Below are 19,680 nucleotides of genomic sequence, written 5' to 3'. Positions count from 1 at the left end.
TTGAGTCCCCTTCTTAAGGGAAGGGGGCCGGAGGCTTTGTGGAGCGCGACCTATGCCTAAAAGTCAAATTCCGGTTCTGAAGAAGAATCGGCCCAAACGAAACACAAGCCGTAAAATTGTTTTTATTCTCTTACTTCTTTTTATTGTATTACTTGCTGTACTTTTTTTTCGTTCTTCGATGAGTCGGATTTCGGCAATTGAGATTACGGGTAATGTATACACAACGACTTCAGAACTGCTGGAGAAAAGTGGGCTGAAGGAGGGCGAACAGTTTTTTGGGACAACCTCTGCTGATGTGATTGAGCGACTGAAAACGATCAAGGCTATATCAACCGTAACTGTGGATAAACAATTTCCAGGGACTATTCTTATCAAGGTGCAGGAATATCCAACGGTTGCGTATGAACTTGGTTCTGACGGTACGCTAAAAGCCATACTGGCAAGCGGGACAAGCTTAACGGTCCCTGCCACCATTGGTGTTGCGGTTGAGAAACCGATTTTGACCCAGTGGAAGGCGGATGATCCGCTCAAGGCCAAGCTGAGTGAAGAGTTGGCCAAGATCCCGAATGAACTAACGACGGATATTTCAGAGATTATTCCGAATCCTACACCTTCTTTCCCGGATCAGATTCGGATGTATACCAAGTCACAGTTTGAAGTGATTACAACCGTTTCTCTATTGTCCGATAAGGTAGAGTATCTCAACCAGGTCATTGAGACGGAACGTCCAGGGAAAATCACGATGCTGGAGGCCGATACGTACGTGCCTTTCATTCCGGATAACCCGGAAGAAGATGCTGAACCAGGAGCAACTCCCTGATTTCCGCCTTTATTCGGTTGATCAGTATTTAAAACCAGGCGGGATCGGGGTTTAGCCCCTTTTATCCAGTGAAAGTTGTTCTTTCTGAGACGAAGAAAAAATGATACACTTGAACTTATGGCACTTGAGTTGCCTCCTTCTTTTTTCTTCAAGGTTTTATGTCTCGCAACCAGATCTTGGCACCCAAAAAAATTGTAGAAAAAAGAGGGAAAGCCTAAAGTGTGTTGAATATATTTTAAGAGTGTTTAAACCCGAACGTATTTTACTATTTGGAGTCAGGAGGTGCCACAGACTTGAGCAACAATGACATCATTGTTAGTTTGGACATCGGTACATCCAAAATTCGCGCTATTATTGGGGAAATGAATAATGGAACCTTTAATATTATTGGAGTTGGATCTGCCGACTCGGAGGGAATTCGCAAAGGTGTAATCGTAGATATCGATCAGACGGTGCAATCGATCCGCAATGCAGTGGATCATGCAGAACGTATGGTAGGTATTCAAATATCCGAAGTGTATGTTGGAATCTCGGGAAATCATATCGGACTGATGAGCAGTCACGGTGTCGTGGCAGTGTCTAACGAGGATCGTGAAATCGGAGAAGAAGACATGGAGCGGGTGTTGAAAGCAGCCGAAGTGATTGCGGTTCCACCGGAACGGGAAATTATTGATGTTGTCGCCAAGCAGTATGTTGTAGATGGCTTGGAGGGCATACAGGACCCCCGTGGTATGATTGGTGTTCGTCTGGAAGTAGAGGCGACCATCATTACGGGTGCAAAAACCGCGATACATAATCTTTTGCGCTGCGTGGAAAAAGCGGGTTTGAAAGTAAGTGATTTGGTACTCATGTCACTTGGAGCAGGTCAGCTGGCATTGTCCAAGGATGAAAAAACGATGGGTTCCGTGCTTGTGGATATCGGAGCAGGGGCTACAACCATCGCCATCTTCGAAGAAGACAGTCTCGTTGCCACTTCAACGCTGCCTATTGGCGGGGAGTTTGTAACGAATGACATTGCCTATGGTCTGCGCACATTAACAGATCAAGCCGAAAAGGTAAAACTAAAATATGGCTGCGCATGGCTGGATGATGCTGCTGCGGATGTCATGTTCAAAGTAACACGGATCGGCAGCAACGTAGACAAGGAATTCTCTCAAGAGGATCTGGCGGCTATTATTGAACCGAGGGTTCAAGAAATATTCCAGATGATTTCTCAAGAAGTGAAGCGTCTTGGTTACAATGATCTTCCTGGAGGTTATATACTAACGGGAGGTACGGTCTCAATGCCGGGTGTTCTGCAGGTAGCTCAGCATGAGCTTGCTGCTTCGGTACGAGTTGCGGTGCCGGATTATATCGGTGTGCGTGACCCTGGCTTTACTAGCGGAGTCGGCATTTTGCACAGTGTAATCCGCAGTTTGCGTATTCGTCCCTCGAGCAACAACGGCGGTGGAAATAACAACAACAACAATAATAACAACAAAAAACCGACCAACCGTCCTAAGCCGAATACGGCCCAGGAATCGGAGCAGAAACCAGGTCTGTTCGAACGGCTGAAAAATATGTTCAGCGAATTTATATAAAAGGTTGAATCCATTTCATACAATTCTTGAAGCCGTCTGAATGCGCTGGTTCTAAAATAAACGCTTTCGTTCGTCGATATATGAAATTGATTCGGTTCAATCAAAAATTGGACGGGCCATCCATGCACATTGAGGGGGAGATGGAATAATATGTTGGAATTTGATTTCGAGATGGAGAGCTTGGCTCAAATTAAAGTCATCGGTGTAGGCGGCGGCGGAAGCAATGCAGTCAACCGAATGATCGAAAACGGTGTACAAGGTGTAGAATTTATTACGGTAAATACGGACGCTCAGGCGTTGCACCTCGCGAAATCCGAGCATAAATTGCAAATCGGTGATAAATTAACCCGTGGTCTTGGCGCTGGTGCCAACCCGGATGTAGGTAAAAAAGCAGCGGAAGAATCCCGTGATTTGATCATGAACACCTTGAAAGGTGCAGACATGGTATTTGTTACAGCGGGTATGGGCGGCGGTACGGGTACAGGTGCGGCTCCGGTTATTGCCGAAATCGCCAAAGAGTGCGGCGCACTTACCGTGGGTGTAGTTACTCGCCCGTTCACATTTGAAGGACGTAAACGTTCAAGCCATGCAGAGCAAGGTATTGAAGCTCTCAAGGAAAAAGTGGACACGCTGATCGTCATTCCAAATGACCGTTTGCTTGAGATTGTAGACAAAAAGACACCAATGCTTGAAGCGTTCCGTCAAGCAGATAATGTATTGCGTCAAGCCGTACAAGGTATCTCTGACTTGATCGCTGTACCGGGTCTGATCAACCTTGACTTTGCAGACGTTAAAACGATCATGCACGAGCGCGGATCTGCGCTGATGGGTATCGGTGAATCGACTGGCGAGAACCGTGCTGCAGAAGCGGCACGTAAAGCCATCATGAGTCCTTTGCTTGAAACATCCATCGAAGGTGCACGCGGGGTTATCATGAACATTACGGGTGGCATTAACCTGTCCCTGTATGAAGTCAATGAAGCAGCTGAGATTGTTACGTCAGCTTCTGATCCGGAAGTGAACATGATCTTTGGTGCCATCATTGATGAGGATCTGAAGGAGGAAATCAAAGTCACAGTTATTGCGACTGGCTTTGAAGATAAACCTGCTTCCCCACCACCAGGACGTAAACCCGCTCCAGCAAGTGAGCCTGCGGATAACCGTTCCCCGAACTTGCGTCCGTTCGGAAATCAGCCGAGCAATGATCAGCTGGATATTCCGACATTTTTGCGCAATCGTTCACGTAATAATAACAACGATTAATACGATAATAGATTTCATTGAAGACCCGGTGCTCCTGATGGAGCAACCGGGTCTTTTTTGTTTTTTTTATTATCCTATCACATCGTATTGAACAAATTCTGAACAACTGCTCTGAGTAATTCCGACAAAAAAAGTTGGAACGATCCCCCCATGATTAGACAGACTTTGAAAAGTGAGCTCCTTATACTTGTGAATATGCTCATGAATATCGGGATAACGTTATTTCGATATGTTGCGCGCAGGCAGGTGAAGAATGTGGTTGTATATGTGGATCTTATTTTTTTGACGAACCTGTGTATTGACGGTGCGCTCATCGGGCTGACGGCCTGGATGCGCAAAACGAAGCTGGTCTGGTGGCGATGGTTGCTGTCCGCGATCGTGGGTGCGCTGTACGTTGTCATGATGTTTGTGCCGGAGTTTGATTTTATGTTCACCTTTTTGATCAAGTTTGGATTGTCTCTGGTGATGCTGAGTATTGCATTTGGGTTTAAAGGTCTTCAGGCATTTATGAGGACCTTGGGTACCTTCTATGTAATCAATTTTGTCGCCGCAGGGGGAATTCTGGGTGTGCACTACATGCTGCAAAGCTCTGGGGAATTGTTCAACGGCATTTGGTTTACAGCATCAGGTGGAATGTCTTTTGATTTGAAAATTGCCTTCTGGTTCACGTTTGTCGTCTTTTTTGCCGTGCTTTTTCTATTCAAAGCCGTGCAGAGCTCCAAACGAAAAACAGACCGAATGACAACGTACTTGGGTAAAGTGGAGGTTTTTATTGATGATGTGACTATTTCTTGTACAGGCCTTCTGGATACAGGAAATCAACTTACAGACCCCCTTTCACGTATGCCCGTCATGGTAATGGAGGTATCGCTATGGCAAGACATGCTGCCTGCTGCTTGGAAGGGCAGGTTGAAGGATGAGGCGCCGGACAACCTTATCATGGAGCTCGATCAGGAGGACTTCCACTGGCAGGATCGTTTAAGGCTTGTACCCTATCGAGGTATTAACAAAGGAACTGCGTTTATGCTGGCGATGAAGCCAGACCGGGTGAAGGTAACGATGGATGAGATGTGTTATGAGACGACAAAGGTATTAATAGGGTTGGACGGGGGCGTATTGTCATCCGATGGAAAATACCAGGCCGTGATTCACCCTGAGCTTGTGCAAGATGCTGCTTCTGCGCAGTCTACGGCTATCTCTGCGGGAGCAACAGAAAAGCCGCTGAATGTGGTATAGGAGGAACGTACATGCTTGTAAAATGGAAACTGGTGGCGCAGCTGCAGTACTATCGTTTATTATTTCTGCTTGGTTTGAAAAGTGAAGAGATTTATTATATCGGAGGCAGTGAGGCACTACCGCCCCCGTTAACACGTGAAGAAGAAGAATTTCTGTTGCAAAAGTTGTCTTCTGGAGATTCCGCGATCCGTGCCATGCTGATTGAACGGAACCTACGACTGGTAGTCTACATCGCACGCAAATTCGAAAATACAGGTATCAATATCGAGGATCTGGTCTCCATCGGTGCAATCGGTTTGATTAAAGCCGTTAATACGTTTGACCCGGAAAAGAAAATTAAGCTGGCAACCTATGCTTCCCGTTGTATCGAAAATGAAATTTTGATGTACCTGAGACGTAACAGTAAAATTCGTACAGAAGTTTCTTTTGATGAACCACTCAATATTGATTGGGATGGAAATGAACTATTATTATCCGATGTACTCGGTACTGAGAACGATACAATCTATCGGAATATCGAAGAACAGGTAGACCGGAAGCTTTTGCATAAAGCATTGGAAAAATTAACCGAGCGGGAGCGAATGATTATGGAGCTTCGCTTTGGCTTGACGGATGGGGAAGAAAAGACACAAAAAGATGTCGCCGATCTGCTTGGAATCTCCCAATCCTATATCTCTCGTCTCGAAAAAAGAATCATTAAAAGACTCCGCAAGGAGTTCAACAAGATGGTCTGAACAGGAGCATTTTTCATAATGGGTATTAATGGCAAGGATGCCAAGTGCGAATAAAAAAGCCTGCCCCGGAGATAATGTACATTAATGTTTCTCCTTGGGAGGTAAATCACGATGACCCGAAACAAAGTCGAGATTTGTGGCGTGGACACCGCAAAATTGCCTGTCCTCACCAACACAGAAATGCGGGAATTGTTTCATTCCCTTCAGCAACACCATGATCGCTCAGCAAGAGAGAAATTAGTGAATGGCAACTTGCGTCTCGTACTCAGTGTCATTCAGCGCTTTAACAATCGGGGAGAGTTTGTCGATGATCTGTTCCAGGTTGGATGTATTGGCCTGATGAAAGCCATTGATAATTTTGATTTATCCCAGAATGTCAAATTTTCAACCTACGCGGTGCCGATGATTATCGGTGAAATCCGTCGATACCTGCGCGATAATAACCCAATTCGGGTATCTCGCTCATTGCGGGACATTGCTTATAAAGCACTTCAGGTGCGTGACAGCCTGACGAATAAAAATTCCCGTGAACCGACGATATTCGAAATTTCTGAGGTACTAAATGTGCCGAAGGAAGATGTGGTTTTTGCATTGGATGCCATTCAGGACCCGGTTTCGCTCTTCGAACCGATCTATCATGATGGTGGAGATCCGATCTATGTGATGGATCAGATCAGTGATGACAAAAACAAGGATGTGTCCTGGATTGAGGAAATTGCACTGCGTGAAGCGATGCATCGTCTCGGTCAAAGGGAGAAAATGATTCTGTCGATGCGGTTTTTCGAAGGAAAAACCCAGATGGAAGTGGCTGATGAAATTGGTATTTCCCAGGCGCAGGTATCCCGTCTGGAGAAATCAGCGATACAACAAATGCAGAAACATGTGAAGTCGTAACAAGGGGTTAGCGAAGAGGCGATCAAAGGAGAAATATATTCCTTTGATCGTCTTTTTGCTTTTTGGATTTCGACATCAGAGATATTTGGATTTGTTCGGTTTCCTTTCCTTCGAAAAAGAGGACATTTTTCGCGTATGAAACATATATTGTATAGAAGCGGAGAACGGGCAGAAGCGGATTAATCAGGGGGCGGGACCAAATGAAAGTGAACACAGGTGAAGCGGTGGGTAGCGGGATGAAAATTTCGGATTTTCAAACCAAAGATGTTATTAACATTACGGATGGAAAACGTCTGGGTCAGATTAGCGATTTGGAACTGGATCTGAAGCAGGGACGAATTGAAGCGATTGTTGTGCCAGGTTACAGTCGTTTTATGGGGCTGTTCGGTGGGGGAGCGGATCTGGTTATCCCTTGGAGAAATATTGTGAAGATCGGTTCGGATGTAATCTTGGTTAAAATGGATGAAATGAAGGAAAATAACTACGATGAGCGCGACCGTGAAGCCCGCTTGTATGACGAACAGAACAGCCGGATGGACCGGGTGGAACGTATTGAACGGTTAAATCGGAACCAGCGCCGAACGATATAACCGAGACAGAACGAGGTTCATTTGGTACACTGGAAGTTGTGAGGTGAGAAGATGGAACCGTTTATTTTGGATAAGGAAATGCGGTCGGGAAGCCAGAACTCAAATAGGGGTCCTGACCCGTTGTTATTATATGTGGAGCCGTGGAAATTGCAGTTTAAGCATATGAAAGCCGGTTTTACGACAAGGCAGGGTGGTGTCGGAAGCACACCTTACGCCAGTCTCAACTGCGCCTATCATGTGGGTGATGATCCGGCTGACGTGCTGAATAATCGCAAACTTGTGGCTGAAAAGCTGGGTTTCCCTTTGGAGTCCTGGACTTGTGGAGAACAAGTACACGGTAAACATGTGGCTGTCATCACGGCTGAAGAGCGGGGCAAAGGTTTGCTGGATCGACAGTCTGCATTACAGGATACGGATGGGTTGGTTACCAATGTGCCTGGTGTGCTGCTGACTTCCTTTTATGCAGATTGTGTACCCCTTTATTTCTATGACCCCGTACAACAAGCGGTGGGGCTTGCTCATGCCGGATGGAAAGGTACAGTTGCTGGTATAGCCGAATCGATGGTCGAAAAGATGGAGCAAGAATATGGAAGTCGCAGACAGGATATCCATGCTGCAATAGGTCCCTCTATTGGGGATTGTTGTTATGAAGTGGATGAAGCGGTTATGCAGCATGTACGGGTTTGGCTGGACCACTCCTCGGGTAATGATGAATACAAGAACTCTGCATCCAATCAAGTATATCGACCTGCCGCAAATGGCAAAACGATGTTAAACTTGAAAGAATGCAATCGACACATTATGATGAAAGCAGGAATATTGCCGGATCATATCGAATGTACAACTTGGTGTACAAGCTGCAATCCCGAGCTATTTTTCTCGTACCGTAAAGAAAATGGCATTACCGGGAGAATGGCGAGCTGGATTGGGCTGGAAGAGAGGTGACCCTCTGTGTCATTGGAGGAGCGTATACAACTAGTAAATCAGAAGATCGAAGCCGCGTGTCAGCGCAGTGGCCGTCAACGTGAAGATGTGAATGTGATTGCTGTCACGAAATATGTCTCACTTGAAACAACGGGAGCTGTGCTGGACCACGGTCTTGAGCATATTGGCGAAAACCGCTGGCAGGATGCACAAGCGAAATGGGAAGCATTCGGTCAGCAGGGAACCTGGCATTTTATCGGTCATTTACAGACGAATAAGGTGAAGGACGTCATCGGTAAATTCCGTTACATACATTCACTGGATCGTTTGTCCCTGGCCAAGGAGTTGGATAAAAAGGCGGCGTCTCTTGGCATCCAGGTGGAAACATTATTGCAGGTGAATATTTCGGGTGAAGAGAGCAAGTTTGGCTTGCAGCCTGAACAGGCGAGTTCCTTTTTGCGTGAAATCAGTTCGTTCAACAACCTGAAGGTCATCGGTCTGATGACCATGGCACCCCATGAGGAAGATCCAGAGCTTACACGTCCCGTATTCCGCGGACTGCGTGAGCTTAGAGACCATTTGAATGGACAAGCTTTGACAGCGGAGCCATTGACCGAGTTGTCGATGGGCATGTCCAATGATTTTGAAGTGGCGATTGAAGAAGGGGCAACCTGGGTTCGGCTTGGATCGATTCTCGTAGGAAAAGAGGAGGGTTCGCAATGGGCGTAATGAACAAGTTTATGAATTTCCTCGGGCTTCAGGAAGAGGAAGAGATTGTGGAACGTGAGCGTATGGCGGCACAAGAGGAACATGATCCTGATCAGCAGGAAGCTGAAACCTCAAGTCTCGATAAACGTAGAAACCAAAGGGGTAATAATGTGGTGAGCATTCATTCCCAGAAAAATGTTAAAGTCGTCCTTTATGAACCGCGTTCTTATGACGAAGCACAGGAGATTGCTGACCATCTGCGCTCCCATCGTACAGTTGTCGTTAACCTGCAGCGGGTACGTCAGGATCAGGCTTTGCGCGTCATTGATTTCTTGAGTGGCACAGTGTATGCACTGGGCGGCGGTATTTCAAAAATTGGCGGCAACATTTTTCTCTGTACGCCAGATACGGTTGAAATTCAGGGTTCAATTACGGAAATACTGGCTGACAGCGAGCAAGATTATAACAGAATGAGGTGAGCCACTTTTGTATCAGATTGAAAGCGTGTTGTACACGTTATACCAGATTTACTTTTACATGGTCATTGTCTACATATTGATGTCATGGCTTCCCAATGCACGGGAGAGCTTCATCGGTGAATGGCTAGGTAAGTTTGTAGAACCATATTTAAGACCTTTCCGCCGATTTATTCCGCCTTTGTTCGGTGTGTTGGATATTTCACCGATTGTGGCGTTGATCGTTCTTCAACTCGCGCTTAATGGGCTGATCTCCGTCCTCCGATACTTTGTATATTAAGGTAGGGTGAACATAGATGAGCGGTGAGATTTACGAGCATTTTAGTCATGATGAGCGGGATTTTGTGGATAAAGCCTCAGACTGGGTTGAACGGGCAGGTAAGTATCATGACATGAAGCTAACTGACTTTCTTGATCCCAGGCAGGTCTTTATTTTACAAACACTTGTGAACCGTCGAGATGATGTACAGATTCGTCTGGATGGTGGTTATGAAACAGCTGAACGTAAGCGTGCGCTGATTGCACCGGATTATCGGTATCTAGACGATGAGGATATGGGTATGCAGGTGATGAGCATTACGTCTGACGATCAGAAAATCAAAGAGCTGGAGCATGGGGACTATATGGGTGCCCTGCTCGGGCTTGGCATGAAACGTGGCAAGATCGGTGATATTCAAGTGCTGGAGGACGGATGCCATACGGTGGTGGCGTCGGAAACCGGCGCTTTTTTATCGCTTCAACTGAATCAGGTGCACCGGGTACATGTGTTTACGGAGCTGTTGGCACTGGATCAGCTGAAATGGTCCGAGAGCAGACTGGAGACGATGGATATTACTGTCGCTTCACTGCGTTTGGATGGCATCTGTGCAGATGTGTATCGGCTTAGTCGCAGTAAAGTTCTCGTTCCGATCAAGGCTGGCCGCTGTCGTGTGAATTGGAAAGTGGAGGAAGATCCGTCCAAAGCGCTGAAGGCAGGAGATGTGGTATCCATTCAAGGATTTGGTCGATTCAAGGTGATGGAACAGGATGGATTGACCAAAAAGGGACGCTGCCGCGTAAAAATCGGCAAATTTGCCTAAGAGTGTTGCAGGAAAACCCGCTTTCTTGTCGAAATGTTTAAGGTAAAGGTGCAAAAAACATTCGGTGTTTCCGATATACATTAAAGTGCAAAGGTTGATATGACCGCCAAAGGATCAGAGTCTGGTCCTGCATTCCGTATTCGTGCCAGGATTGGGCATCACATATACGGCCCCTTGGGTGGAACCCATATGCTGCAAACCTTCTCATTCCGGGAAGGAACTTTTACAGGAGGTGGACAGCATGCCATTAACGCCGCTGGACATACACAACAAGGAATTTTCCCGACGTTTGCGCGGGTATGACGAGGATGAGGTCAATGAATTCCTGGATCAAGTCATCAAAGATTACGAAGGCGTCATTCGCGAAAACAAAGAGCTGAGTAATCAGTTGCTGTCCGTTCAGGAGAAGCTTGATCATTTTGCAACGATTGAAGAGACGCTGAGCAAAACGATCATCATTGCGCAGGAAGCTGCAGATGATGTGAAGAACAATGCGAAAAAAGAAGCACAGTTGATCGTGAAGGAAGCCGAGAAAAATGCGGACCGGATCGTAAACGAATCTTTGTCTAAATCACGCAAAATTGCTTTGGAAGTCGAAGAGCTGAAAAAGCAGGCGTCCATCTATCGTGCCCGTTTCCGTACACTTGTGGAAGCACAGCTTGAATTGTTGACTCAGGATGGTTGGGAAGCGCTGGAGAGCCGGGAGCAGGAAGTCCGTGACCGTGAGCGGGAAATGAAGGAAATTTATTAGTCTATCCGCCTGGTTGACTTTTGCCTGTAAAGAGGCTATAACTATATTCATAATGAATAGTGATTCCATGACGGGTTCAGTACGTTATGATCTCATCCCTCAGAGAGTTGGCGTCTGGTGCAAGCCAATGGATGAGTTATAGCCGAATATCTCCCCGGAGAAGTGACGCTGAAGCGGTGAAGGATTGGCCGTGTGTAAGCGAAACCGTGAGCCGAACGTTACATTGGCACCCTGCTGTAGTTAAGCGGGGCATAAGCGCTGTTGATGACAGAGCATACCCAATTTATATTGGATGTGGTTTGTGATGAACAGAATTAGGGTGGTAACGCGAGCATAACCTCGTCCCTTTCCAGGGATGAGGTTTTTTTGTGTCCAAAAAAAGGCGAACGTACATGAGGCCCGAAGATGCCTCAAGGAGAGAGCCACTCGCCGGAGGAGCAGAGCGTCCGGCAGCAGGGTTTCGCCAAGGCAAACGCCCATGAGGCCCGAAGGTGCCTCAAGGAGAGAGCCCACCGCCGGAGGAGCGAAGCGTCCGGCACCGGGGTTTCGCCAAGGCGAACGCCCCATAAGGCCCGAAGGTGCCTCAAGGAGAGAGCCACCGCCGGGGGAGCGAAGCGCCCGGCACCGGGGTTTCGCCAAGGCGAACGCCCATGAGGCCCGAAGGACCTCAAGGAGAGAGCCCACCGCCGGAGGAGCGAAGCGTCCGGCAACTCCTTCTCGCGGTAAGGCCCTGCGGCGTTCCCGAAGGGGACAGCCGCATGAGGGCCGACTCCAACATAGACACCCTCGCCAACGCCACCGTAGCTCCCGCCAAAGACAACCCATTCCGGGTGTCCAGAGGGCGGAGCGCCTATGGGGTCCCCCTTGGTAAGGGGGATTTAGGGGGATTGAAACGCTTTTTGTGGACGGTCCACAATCCATACTTGAAAGGAAGATTATCATGCAACGAGTTGACGTCAAAGAGAAAGCACGCGCCAGAGAACTACGCGTGTTAAACAAATGGAAAACCGAGAATACATTCAAAAGATCCATCGAAAACCGCGAAGGTAAGCCGAACTTCGTATTTTACGAGGGACCGCCTACAGCCAACGGTAAACCGCATATCGGTCACGTACTGGGACGGGTCATCAAGGATTTCGTGGGACGTTATAACACGATGAAGGGTTACCGCGTCGTTCGTAAAGCAGGCTGGGACACACATGGTCTGCCTGTAGAACTGGGTGTTCAGAAAAAGTTGGGCATCTCCCACAAGTGGGAAATCGAAGATTATGGCGTGGAGAAATTCATTAACGAATGTAAAGCGAGCGTGTTTGAATACGAACAACAATGGCGCGATCTGACCGAAGGTATTGGTTACTGGACAGACATGAATAATCCGTATATCACACTTGACAACAATTACATCGAAAGTGTGTGGAACATTCTGGCGACGATTCATGAAAAAGGCCTGCTGTATCGCGGTCACCGTGTGAGTCCTTACTGTCCGTCTTGTCAGACTACACTTAGCTCCCATGAGGTAGCGCAAGGTTACAAAGACGTGAAAGACCTCAGTGCTACAGCCAAATTCAAGCTGAATGACAGCGGCGAATTCGTGCTTGCCTGGACAACAACGCCTTGGACATTGCCTTCACACGTTGCACTTGCCGTGAACCCGGATATGGACTACTCCCGTGTTCGTCAGGACAACGAAGTGTACATCATGGCGACTAATCTTGTTGAGAAAGTTATGAAGGATGCCAAAGGTGAATATGAAATCATCGGTGCCTTGAAAGGTTCTGACCTGGTTGGCAAAACGTATGATCCTCCGTTCAACTACGTGCAGGCTGAGAAAGCAAACATCATCCTGGGTGCAGGCTTTGTAACCGATGCAAGTGGTACAGGGATTGTACACATGGCACCAGCACATGGTGAAGATGACTATCGTGTATGTCGTGAGAATGGCATCAGTTTTGTGAACATGGTGGACCTGGAAGGCAAGTTTGTGCCACAGGTAACTGATTTTGCCGGACGTTTTGTTAAGGATTGCGATATTGATATCGTAAGATACCTGTCTGAAAAAGGACGTTTGTTCAGCAAAGAAAAATATGAGCACAGCTATCCGTTCTGCTGGCGTTGTGATACACCACTTCTGTACTATGCAATGGACAGCTGGTTTATCCAAACAACAGCAATCAAGGATCAGTTGATCGCCAATAACAGTGAAGTAGACTGGTACCCGGGCCACGTTCGTGACGGGCGTTTCGGGAAGTTCCTTGAAGATCTCGTAGACTGGAATATCAGCCGTGACCGCTATTGGGGAACGCCATTGAACATCTGGGTGTGCGAAGAGACAGGTGAACAATTCGCTCCGCATAGCATCGCTGAACTGCGTGCTCGTGCAATTGGCGACGTGCCTGAGAATCTGGAGCTGCATAAGCCGTATGTAGATGACGTCAAAGTCATGAGCTCTTGTGGCAAATATGAAATGAAACGCACACCGGAAGTGATCGATGTCTGGTTCGACAGCGGCTCCATGCCGTTTGCCCAGCAGCACTATCCATTTGAAAATAAAGAAATATTCGAACAGCAATATCCGGCAGACATGATCTGCGAAGGAATTGACCAGACGCGTGGCTGGTTCTACAGCTTGCTGGCTGTATCTACACTTTTGACAGGCAAAGCGCCTTACAAAGCAGTTATGGCAACAGGCCACGTTCTCGATGAGAACGGACAGAAGATGTCCAAATCCAAAGGTAACGTTATCGATCCTTGGGAAGTTATCGAAGAATACGGTACAGACGCATTCCGCTGGGCATTACTGTCTGACAGCGCACCATGGAACAGCAAACGTTTCTCCAAAGGCATCGTGGGCGAAGCGAAATCCAAAATGGTGGATACGTTGGTCAACACCCATGCATTCCTGACGCTGTATGCTACGATTGATGGATTTGATCCACAGGAGCATCCATTCAAGTTGTCTTCACACAATCTGGACCGCTGGATTTTGTCAAGACTGAATAGCCTGATTCTCGTTGTAGAAAAAGCGCTGTCTGTTAACGACTATCTGAACTCTTCCAAAGCCATTGAAGCGTTTGTAGATGAACTCAGTAACTGGTACATCCGTCGTTCACGTGACCGTTTCTGGGGTAGTGGATTGACAGAAGACAAACTGGACGCTTACCGTACACTTACCGAGGTGCTGGTGACTACTGCCAAGCTCGTGGCTCCATTCACACCAATGCTTGCAGAAGATATCTATCTGAACCTGACTACCGGTGAGAGTGTGCACATGGATGATTATCCGGTTGCCAATGAAACGCTGATTGACTTGAATCTGGAGCAGGATATGGAGACAGCACGCCGAATCGTGGAACTTGCCCGTAATGTCCGTAACGAAACAGGAATCAAGACACGTCAACCGTTGTCCGAACTGATTGTTTCTCTGGATAAAGGCTTCGATCTGGCAAGTTATGAAGAGATCATCAAGGATGAGATCAATGTCAAGACTATTCGTACTGAGCATGATGATGCGGATTTCGTTGATTTCACTTTGAAGCTGAACCTGAAAGTAGCGGGTAAAAAATACGGTAAAAACGTAGGGTTCTTGCAGAATTTCTTCAAGGGAATGTCAGCAGATGAGACGCGTAAAGTGGTGACAGAAAATCTTCTGAACGTTGTTTCTCCAGAAGGCGAAGAGCTGCAAGTGACGGGTGAAGAACTGCTGGTGGAGAAACAAGCCAAATCCGGTTTTGCCTCGGCATCCGGCTATGGTCTGACGGTAGCTCTCAATACGGAGATTACAGCAGAACTCGAACAGGAAGGTTGGGTCCGTGAAGTCATTCGTGCAGTTCAAGACACACGGAAGAAGCTGGATCTGCCGATTGAGAAAAGAGTACGTTTGACGCTGGATGTAGACTCTGCTTTACAAGAAGCGATTAAGGCTTTTGATCATGTGCTGCGTGAAAATGTGCTCGTTACCGAAGTTACCTTCGGAACGAATGATTCAATGCAGCGCATTGAAGCTGGAGGCAAAGCCATCGGTGTTTATATCGAGGGGTAATACTGTAATTCTCACGTAAGGCGTTCCTGAAGAAAGGATTGCTCTGTCAGACTTTAACGGGGACAGAGTAACTCTATTTCAAATAGGACAGTATATAGAGACAGACATGCCAACGAGCCTCAGATGCAGGAGATCAATCCTGTGTCCTGGCTCGTTTGGTTTTTCAGCAAATGGGCAATGATTTCTATTGTGCAGACATTCTATATACATCAAAGGAACTGAGTAAATTATGAACGAACAGGATACCCAATCGCCATCTAATTCAGAATCCACGACGCAACCCAAAAATGCGGAGGACAAGATTGAAGAACTTCACAAGCTCACTAACCGGCTCGCGAATGAACTTGAACGTTCACGAATCGCACAGTATACGGAATTACTGAACCGGCCGTGGAAGCTGATCGGACTTAATCTGTTGTCTGGCGCCGCAAGGGGCGTGGGGATTGCCATCGGTTTTACTTTTTTTGCAGCAACGATTATTTACGTGTTACAAGTGCTAGGCGCGCTTAATCTGCCCATCGTGGGTGATTACATCGCAGATATTGTACGGATTGTGCAGCGACAGTTGGAATTAAACACTTATTAGAGTACCCGTAGCTTAATACGTGTCATCTGACTCGACATCCGGTTCTAACAGACCTTCGCCTTCACGGTTCTCCAGATACTGTCGATATTGCCGATTGCGCACGATGGACACGTCATGACCGTAGATATCGGTTGCAACAAAGCTCTCATATGCCTCAACGCATCCCTCGACTTCGTCAGTGGCTTCAATCGCCATAACGTCATAACTGTCGATGTCGCGTCCCTCAGCCATAGCGGGAGTATTGGAGGTACCCCAACTTTCAACAATCTGCCATGCGTCTTCGCCGTCAAAACCGTTCTGGTCATCACGTTCATCCAGGCTTGTGCGGCCAAAGGCAGGGGCGAGGAATTCTTCCTCGACAGGGCGATTTTCGGAAACAACCGTTTCCGGTTGATGCTTTTTGCAGTATTTGGTGTAAGGGACAGCTTGCATGCGTTCATAGGGGATAGGTTGCTGACAGACGGCGCAAGTTCCATAATGACCTTCTTCGATGGAATGCAGGGCAGAATCGATGCGCTCCAATTGAAATTCATCATGCTCCAGCAGGGAAATATCCTTTTCGCGATCATACATCTCGGTAGCTACATCACCCGGATGGTTGTCAATCGGTGATAATTCGCCTGTCTGAAGCTTCATGGAGTCACCAAGACCATAATGTTCGTTCTGCTCAAGTCTATGTTCAATATCGCGCTTTTCAGTTAACAATTGGGAACGTAAGGATTGCAGTTGTTTGGCAGTGAAATGTGACATCATTTTCCCCTTTCTGTTCCGTATGAACTCCGGATTTTAACTCTGTTGTAGGATGTACCATTTCGTGCAGAATTACAGAAGGGAAATGTTATCGTTTTTGCCATGCAGGCTGCGGCTAACCGCGTCGTGGACGATTTCCAAACAGCTGTGCTACAATGAACAAGTCTGGCGTAAAGCCTGGTATCGTTTGGAAAAGACAAGAACGGAGTGACAAACAAACGTGGTGTATTATATCCTCGCTTTTATCGTATTTTTAGTCGATCAGGGAACGAAGTTCCTAATTGCAACCCGGATGGAACTTAGAGATGAAATTCCGGTGATTGGCAATTTCTTTGTCATCACATCACATCGTAACTCAGGTGCAGCTTTTGGTATTTTACAGGATCAACGCTGGTTCTTTATTGTGGTTACACTGGTTGTCGTGGTGGCTTTGGTTTGGTATTTGCAAAAGGTAAAAGATACTCCGCACAAATTGCTGCCTGTAGCGCTTAGTTTGGTGCTTGGGGGGGCTATTGGTAACTTCCTGGATCGGGCTTTGACCGGAGAAGTTGTCGATTTTATCCAGCTTAATTTTGGTAGCTATACGTTTCCCATTTTCAACATAGCCGACTCGGCGATCTGTATCGGTGTGGTACTGATTATTGTAGAAACGTTGCTTGAAGGACGGCGCGAGAAAGCAGCCGCAAAGGTCGAAGGGAATGAACATCATGAGTAAATCGCAAAATGAAGAACAGACTAACGGAGACACATCAACGCATGACGATGAACTCTTGAATGGCAATGATCGTATGGAATGGACGGTTGCTGCTGAACATAATAAAGAACGAATTGACAAATATATTACAGAATCCATGGATAACGTATCGCGCTCCCAAGTTCAATTGTGGATCGGAGACGGATTCGTAACGGTGAACGGGGCTAAAGTCAAAGCTAATACCAAATTATCTGAAGGCGATCTGGTAGAGCTTTTGATCCCTGAACCGACGACTGTAGAAATTATTGCTGAAAATATTCCACTTGAAGTGGTGTATGAAGATAGTGATTTGATCGTTATCAACAAACAGCGTGGCCTTGTTGTACATCCAGCACCAGGACATACGTCAGGAACACTTGTTAATGCATTGATGTATCACTGTAAAGATCTCTCAGGCATTAACGGCGAACTGCGTCCGGGTATTGTTCATCGGATTGATAAGGACACATCAGGTCTAATTATGGCTGCCAAAAATGATCGTGCTCACGCCTCACTGGCCGCTCAACTCAAAGAACATAGTGTGAATAGACGATATATTGCACTCGTTCATGGGCATCTTAGCCATGATCAGGGTACGATTGATGCACCGATTGGTCGAGATACCAATGATCGCAAAATGTATACCGTGACAGAGCGTAACAGTAAACATGCGGTCACGCATTTTACCGTCACCGAGCGCATCAATGACTACACGTTGTTGGAGCTGAAATTGGAGACAGGGCGTACCCACCAGATTCGTGTTCACATGAAGTTTATAGGTCATCCGCTTGTTGGAGATCCGACGTATGGTCGTAACAAAGGAATCAAAATGCAGGGACAAGCCCTGCATGCCGCGATTCTCGGTTTTGTACATCCAACGACCGGAGAATACCTTGAATTTACAGCTCCGCTTCCGCAGGATATGGAAGATGTTCTGGCCTCACTGCGTAGCCGCTGACAACTCTAGAAAGTACAAATGTTCGGATAATTTGTCCATGGTTTTGAACTCGCAAATGCTTCATATTAAAGTGTAGAAATTTGCGTCAAATGAGGAGATGAACAAAATCATGAGTATCGATAAATATCAGGAAACGTACATTCAGACTAATTTTGCCGACCGTATTGGCGGCTCCAACTATGGTAAAGACACCAACATCTATAAATTCGAGAAAATCAAACGTGCCAAAGCTTCGGCTAAAAAAGATTTTCCCAATGTAGAACTGATTGACCTCGGCGTAGGTGAACCAGACGAGATGGCAGATGCAGGCATCGTAGCTGCATTGGCGGAGCAAGCCTCCAAACCTGAGAACCGTGGATACGCGGATAATGGTATTCCTGAATTCAAGGAAGCGGCAGCTGCTTACCTGAAAAATGTATTTAATGTTGAAGGTATCGATGCATCAACTGAAATCGTGCATTCCATCGGCTCCAAGCCAGCTTTGGCGATGATGCCTTCTTGCTTCATTAATCCAGGTGATGTAACGATTATGACGGTGCCAGGGTATCCGGTTATGGGTACACACACCAAATACCTGGGTGGCGAAGTGTTCAACATTCAATTGACCAAGGAGAACAACTTCCTGCCAGATCTGTCGGCTATTCCGGAAGATATCGCGAAACGAGCGAAGTTGCTCTATCTGAACTATCCGAATAACCCAACGGGAGCGAGTGCTACCGTAGAGTTCTTTACGGAAGTGGTTGAATGGGCGAAGAAATACAGCGTAGTCGTTGTACATGATGCTCCATACGCAGCATTGACTTATGACGGCAAAAAACCGTTCAGCTTCCTGTCTGTACCTGGTGCGAAGGATGTGGGCGTAGAATTGCACTCCCTGTCCAAGTCCTATAACATGACAGGCTGGAGAATTGGTTTTGTTGCAGGTAACCCGCTTGTTGTTAAAGCATTCAGCGACGTAAAAGACAACAATGACTCCGGTCAGTTCATCGCGATCCAAAAGGCTGCTGCTTATGGATTGAACCACCCGGAAATCACGGAAAAAATCGCCGAGAAATATTCCCGTCGTCACGACCTGCTGGTAGCTGCACTGAACGAGCTGGGCTTCCAGGCTGAGAAACCTAAAGGTTCCTTCTTCCTTTATGTTGAAGCTCCAAAAGGTATTGTCGGAGGCCGCCGCTTTGAATCAGGCGAAGACTTCTCCCAGTTCCTGATACGTGAGAAACTGATCTCTTCGGTGCCTTGGGATGATGCCGGTAACTTTGTTCGTTTCTCCGTTACCTTTGAAGCTAAAGGGGAAGAAGAAGAGAAACGTGTTATCGCTGAGATTAAACGCCGCCTAAGCGACGTGCAATTCGAATTTTAGTTTAAATTCACATAATCATAATGATGTAATGGAAAGAAAGAAGAGACCGGAAACGGTCTCTTTTTTTATGCAAAAAAATATAAATTCTTCCTGTAATCCCTTTACAAAATTATACAAGCAACATATGATTAGATCTTTACGTTATTTATATAAGTCAGAAGTTGCTTTTGAAGGGAGTTATGGAAATTGTTATCAT

General features: G+C 46.7%; 19 protein-coding genes and 1 other annotated feature. Of the genes, 18 read left to right on the top strand and 1 reads right to left on the bottom strand.

Translation table 11 applies throughout. The features are described 5' to 3' along the window. Positions 1–52 precede the first annotated feature (52 nt). From HP548_RS25045 to HP548_RS24975, 15 genes are all read left to right on the top strand, one after another. Positions 53–820 (top strand): cell division protein FtsQ/DivIB, encoded by a 768-nt coding sequence (locus tag HP548_RS25045; protein ID WP_163755308.1) that lies wholly within the window; start codon positions 53–55, stop codon positions 818–820. 293 nt (positions 821–1,113) lie between these two features. Beyond that, positions 1,114–2,400 carry a cell division protein FtsA gene (gene ftsA, locus HP548_RS25040; RefSeq protein WP_076288132.1) on the top strand — a complete coding sequence of 429 codons (1,287 nt, stop codon included), beginning with the start codon at positions 1,114–1,116 and terminating at the stop codon, positions 2,398–2,400. A 150-nt stretch (positions 2,401–2,550) separates the two neighbouring features. Next, the gene (gene ftsZ / locus HP548_RS25035; RefSeq protein ID WP_063566980.1) at positions 2,551–3,663 is read left to right on the top strand and encodes a cell division protein FtsZ; all 1,113 of its coding nucleotides are present in this window, start codon (positions 2,551–2,553) and stop codon (positions 3,661–3,663) included. 255 nt (positions 3,664–3,918) lie between these two features. Continuing rightward, the gene (gene spoIIGA / locus HP548_RS25030) at positions 3,919–4,899 is read left to right on the top strand and encodes a sigma-E processing peptidase SpoIIGA (protein WP_063567038.1); all 981 of its coding nucleotides are present in this window, start codon (positions 3,919–3,921) and stop codon (positions 4,897–4,899) included. A gap of 11 nt (positions 4,900–4,910) precedes the next feature. Beyond that, complete coding sequence (gene sigE, locus HP548_RS25025) at positions 4,911–5,633, top strand: RNA polymerase sporulation sigma factor SigE (protein WP_017687308.1); 723 nt, start codon at positions 4,911–4,913, stop codon at positions 5,631–5,633. Positions 5,634–5,744: 111 nt separating this feature from the next. Next, positions 5,745–6,527, top strand: a complete 783-nt coding sequence (gene sigG / locus HP548_RS25020) for an RNA polymerase sporulation sigma factor SigG (protein ID WP_024628410.1) — start codon at positions 5,745–5,747, stop codon at positions 6,525–6,527. A 200-nt stretch (positions 6,528–6,727) separates the two neighbouring features. Continuing rightward, positions 6,728–7,117: a YlmC/YmxH family sporulation protein gene (locus HP548_RS25015; RefSeq protein ID WP_409347677.1), complete on the top strand. Its 390-nt coding sequence runs from the start codon at positions 6,728–6,730 to the stop codon at positions 7,115–7,117. 51 nt (positions 7,118–7,168) lie between these two features. Further along, on the top strand, positions 7,169–8,062 hold the full coding sequence (gene pgeF / locus HP548_RS25010; protein ID WP_175383157.1) for a peptidoglycan editing factor PgeF: 894 nt from the start codon (positions 7,169–7,171) through the stop codon (positions 8,060–8,062). Between the two features lie 6 nt (positions 8,063–8,068). Then, positions 8,069–8,770 (top strand): YggS family pyridoxal phosphate-dependent enzyme, encoded by a 702-nt coding sequence (locus HP548_RS25005; protein ID WP_090901480.1) that lies wholly within the window; start codon positions 8,069–8,071, stop codon positions 8,768–8,770. Further along, complete coding sequence (locus HP548_RS25000; RefSeq protein WP_063566976.1) at positions 8,761–9,228, top strand: cell division protein SepF; 468 nt, start codon at positions 8,761–8,763, stop codon at positions 9,226–9,228. Before HP548_RS25005 ends, HP548_RS25000 begins: the two co-directional genes overlap by 10 nt. Before the next feature lie 7 nt (positions 9,229–9,235). Continuing rightward, positions 9,236–9,505 carry a YggT family protein gene (locus HP548_RS24995; protein ID WP_205524745.1) on the top strand — a complete coding sequence of 90 codons (270 nt, stop codon included), beginning with the start codon at positions 9,236–9,238 and terminating at the stop codon, positions 9,503–9,505. Between the two features lie 16 nt (positions 9,506–9,521). Continuing rightward, positions 9,522–10,304, top strand: a complete 783-nt coding sequence (locus HP548_RS24990) for a YlmH family RNA-binding protein (protein WP_175383156.1) — start codon at positions 9,522–9,524, stop codon at positions 10,302–10,304. A gap of 241 nt (positions 10,305–10,545) precedes the next feature. Further along, complete coding sequence (locus tag HP548_RS24985; RefSeq protein WP_063566974.1) at positions 10,546–11,055, top strand: DivIVA domain-containing protein; 510 nt, start codon at positions 10,546–10,548, stop codon at positions 11,053–11,055. Positions 11,056–11,113: 58 nt separating this feature from the next. After that, positions 11,114–11,405: a binding site (T-box leader), on the top strand. A 590-nt stretch (positions 11,406–11,995) separates the two neighbouring features. Further along, a complete protein-coding gene (ileS, locus tag HP548_RS24980) occupies positions 11,996–15,094 on the top strand; it encodes an isoleucine--tRNA ligase (RefSeq protein ID WP_076288136.1) in 3,099 nt (1,032 codons plus the stop codon). A gap of 229 nt (positions 15,095–15,323) precedes the next feature. Further along, complete coding sequence (locus tag HP548_RS24975) at positions 15,324–15,680, top strand: DUF5665 domain-containing protein (protein WP_175383155.1); 357 nt, start codon at positions 15,324–15,326, stop codon at positions 15,678–15,680. A 12-nt stretch (positions 15,681–15,692) separates the two neighbouring features. Here HP548_RS24975 and HP548_RS24970 read toward each other — a convergent pair whose 3' ends face one another. After that, on the bottom strand, positions 15,693–16,430 hold the full coding sequence (locus tag HP548_RS24970) for a TraR/DksA C4-type zinc finger protein (protein ID WP_175383154.1): 738 nt from the start codon (positions 16,428–16,430) through the stop codon (positions 15,693–15,695). A 220-nt stretch (positions 16,431–16,650) separates the two neighbouring features. Here HP548_RS24970 and lspA point away from each other — a divergent pair, with 220 nt between their 5' ends. The 3 genes from lspA (at position 16,651) to HP548_RS24955 (ending at position 19,484) form a co-directional block, all read left to right on the top strand. Beyond that, positions 16,651–17,145, top strand: coding sequence for a signal peptidase II (gene lspA / locus HP548_RS24965; protein WP_024628399.1), 495 nt, complete (start codon positions 16,651–16,653; stop codon positions 17,143–17,145). Then, positions 17,138–18,121, top strand: a complete 984-nt coding sequence (locus HP548_RS24960) for an RluA family pseudouridine synthase (RefSeq protein ID WP_143764570.1) — start codon at positions 17,138–17,140, stop codon at positions 18,119–18,121. The genes lspA and HP548_RS24960 overlap by 8 nt, the downstream gene beginning before the upstream one ends. Positions 18,122–18,230: 109 nt before the next feature. Further along, a complete protein-coding gene (locus HP548_RS24955) occupies positions 18,231–19,484 on the top strand; it encodes an LL-diaminopimelate aminotransferase (RefSeq protein ID WP_063567860.1) in 1,254 nt (417 codons plus the stop codon). Positions 19,485–19,680: the final 196 nt, after the last annotated feature.

The organism is Paenibacillus taichungensis (assembly GCF_013359905.1).
Lineage (GTDB): Bacteria > Bacillota > Bacilli > Paenibacillales > Paenibacillaceae > Paenibacillus > Paenibacillus taichungensis.
Note: the sequence above shows the minus strand (reverse complement) of the source record. Positions and strands in the feature narration are given on the sequence as shown.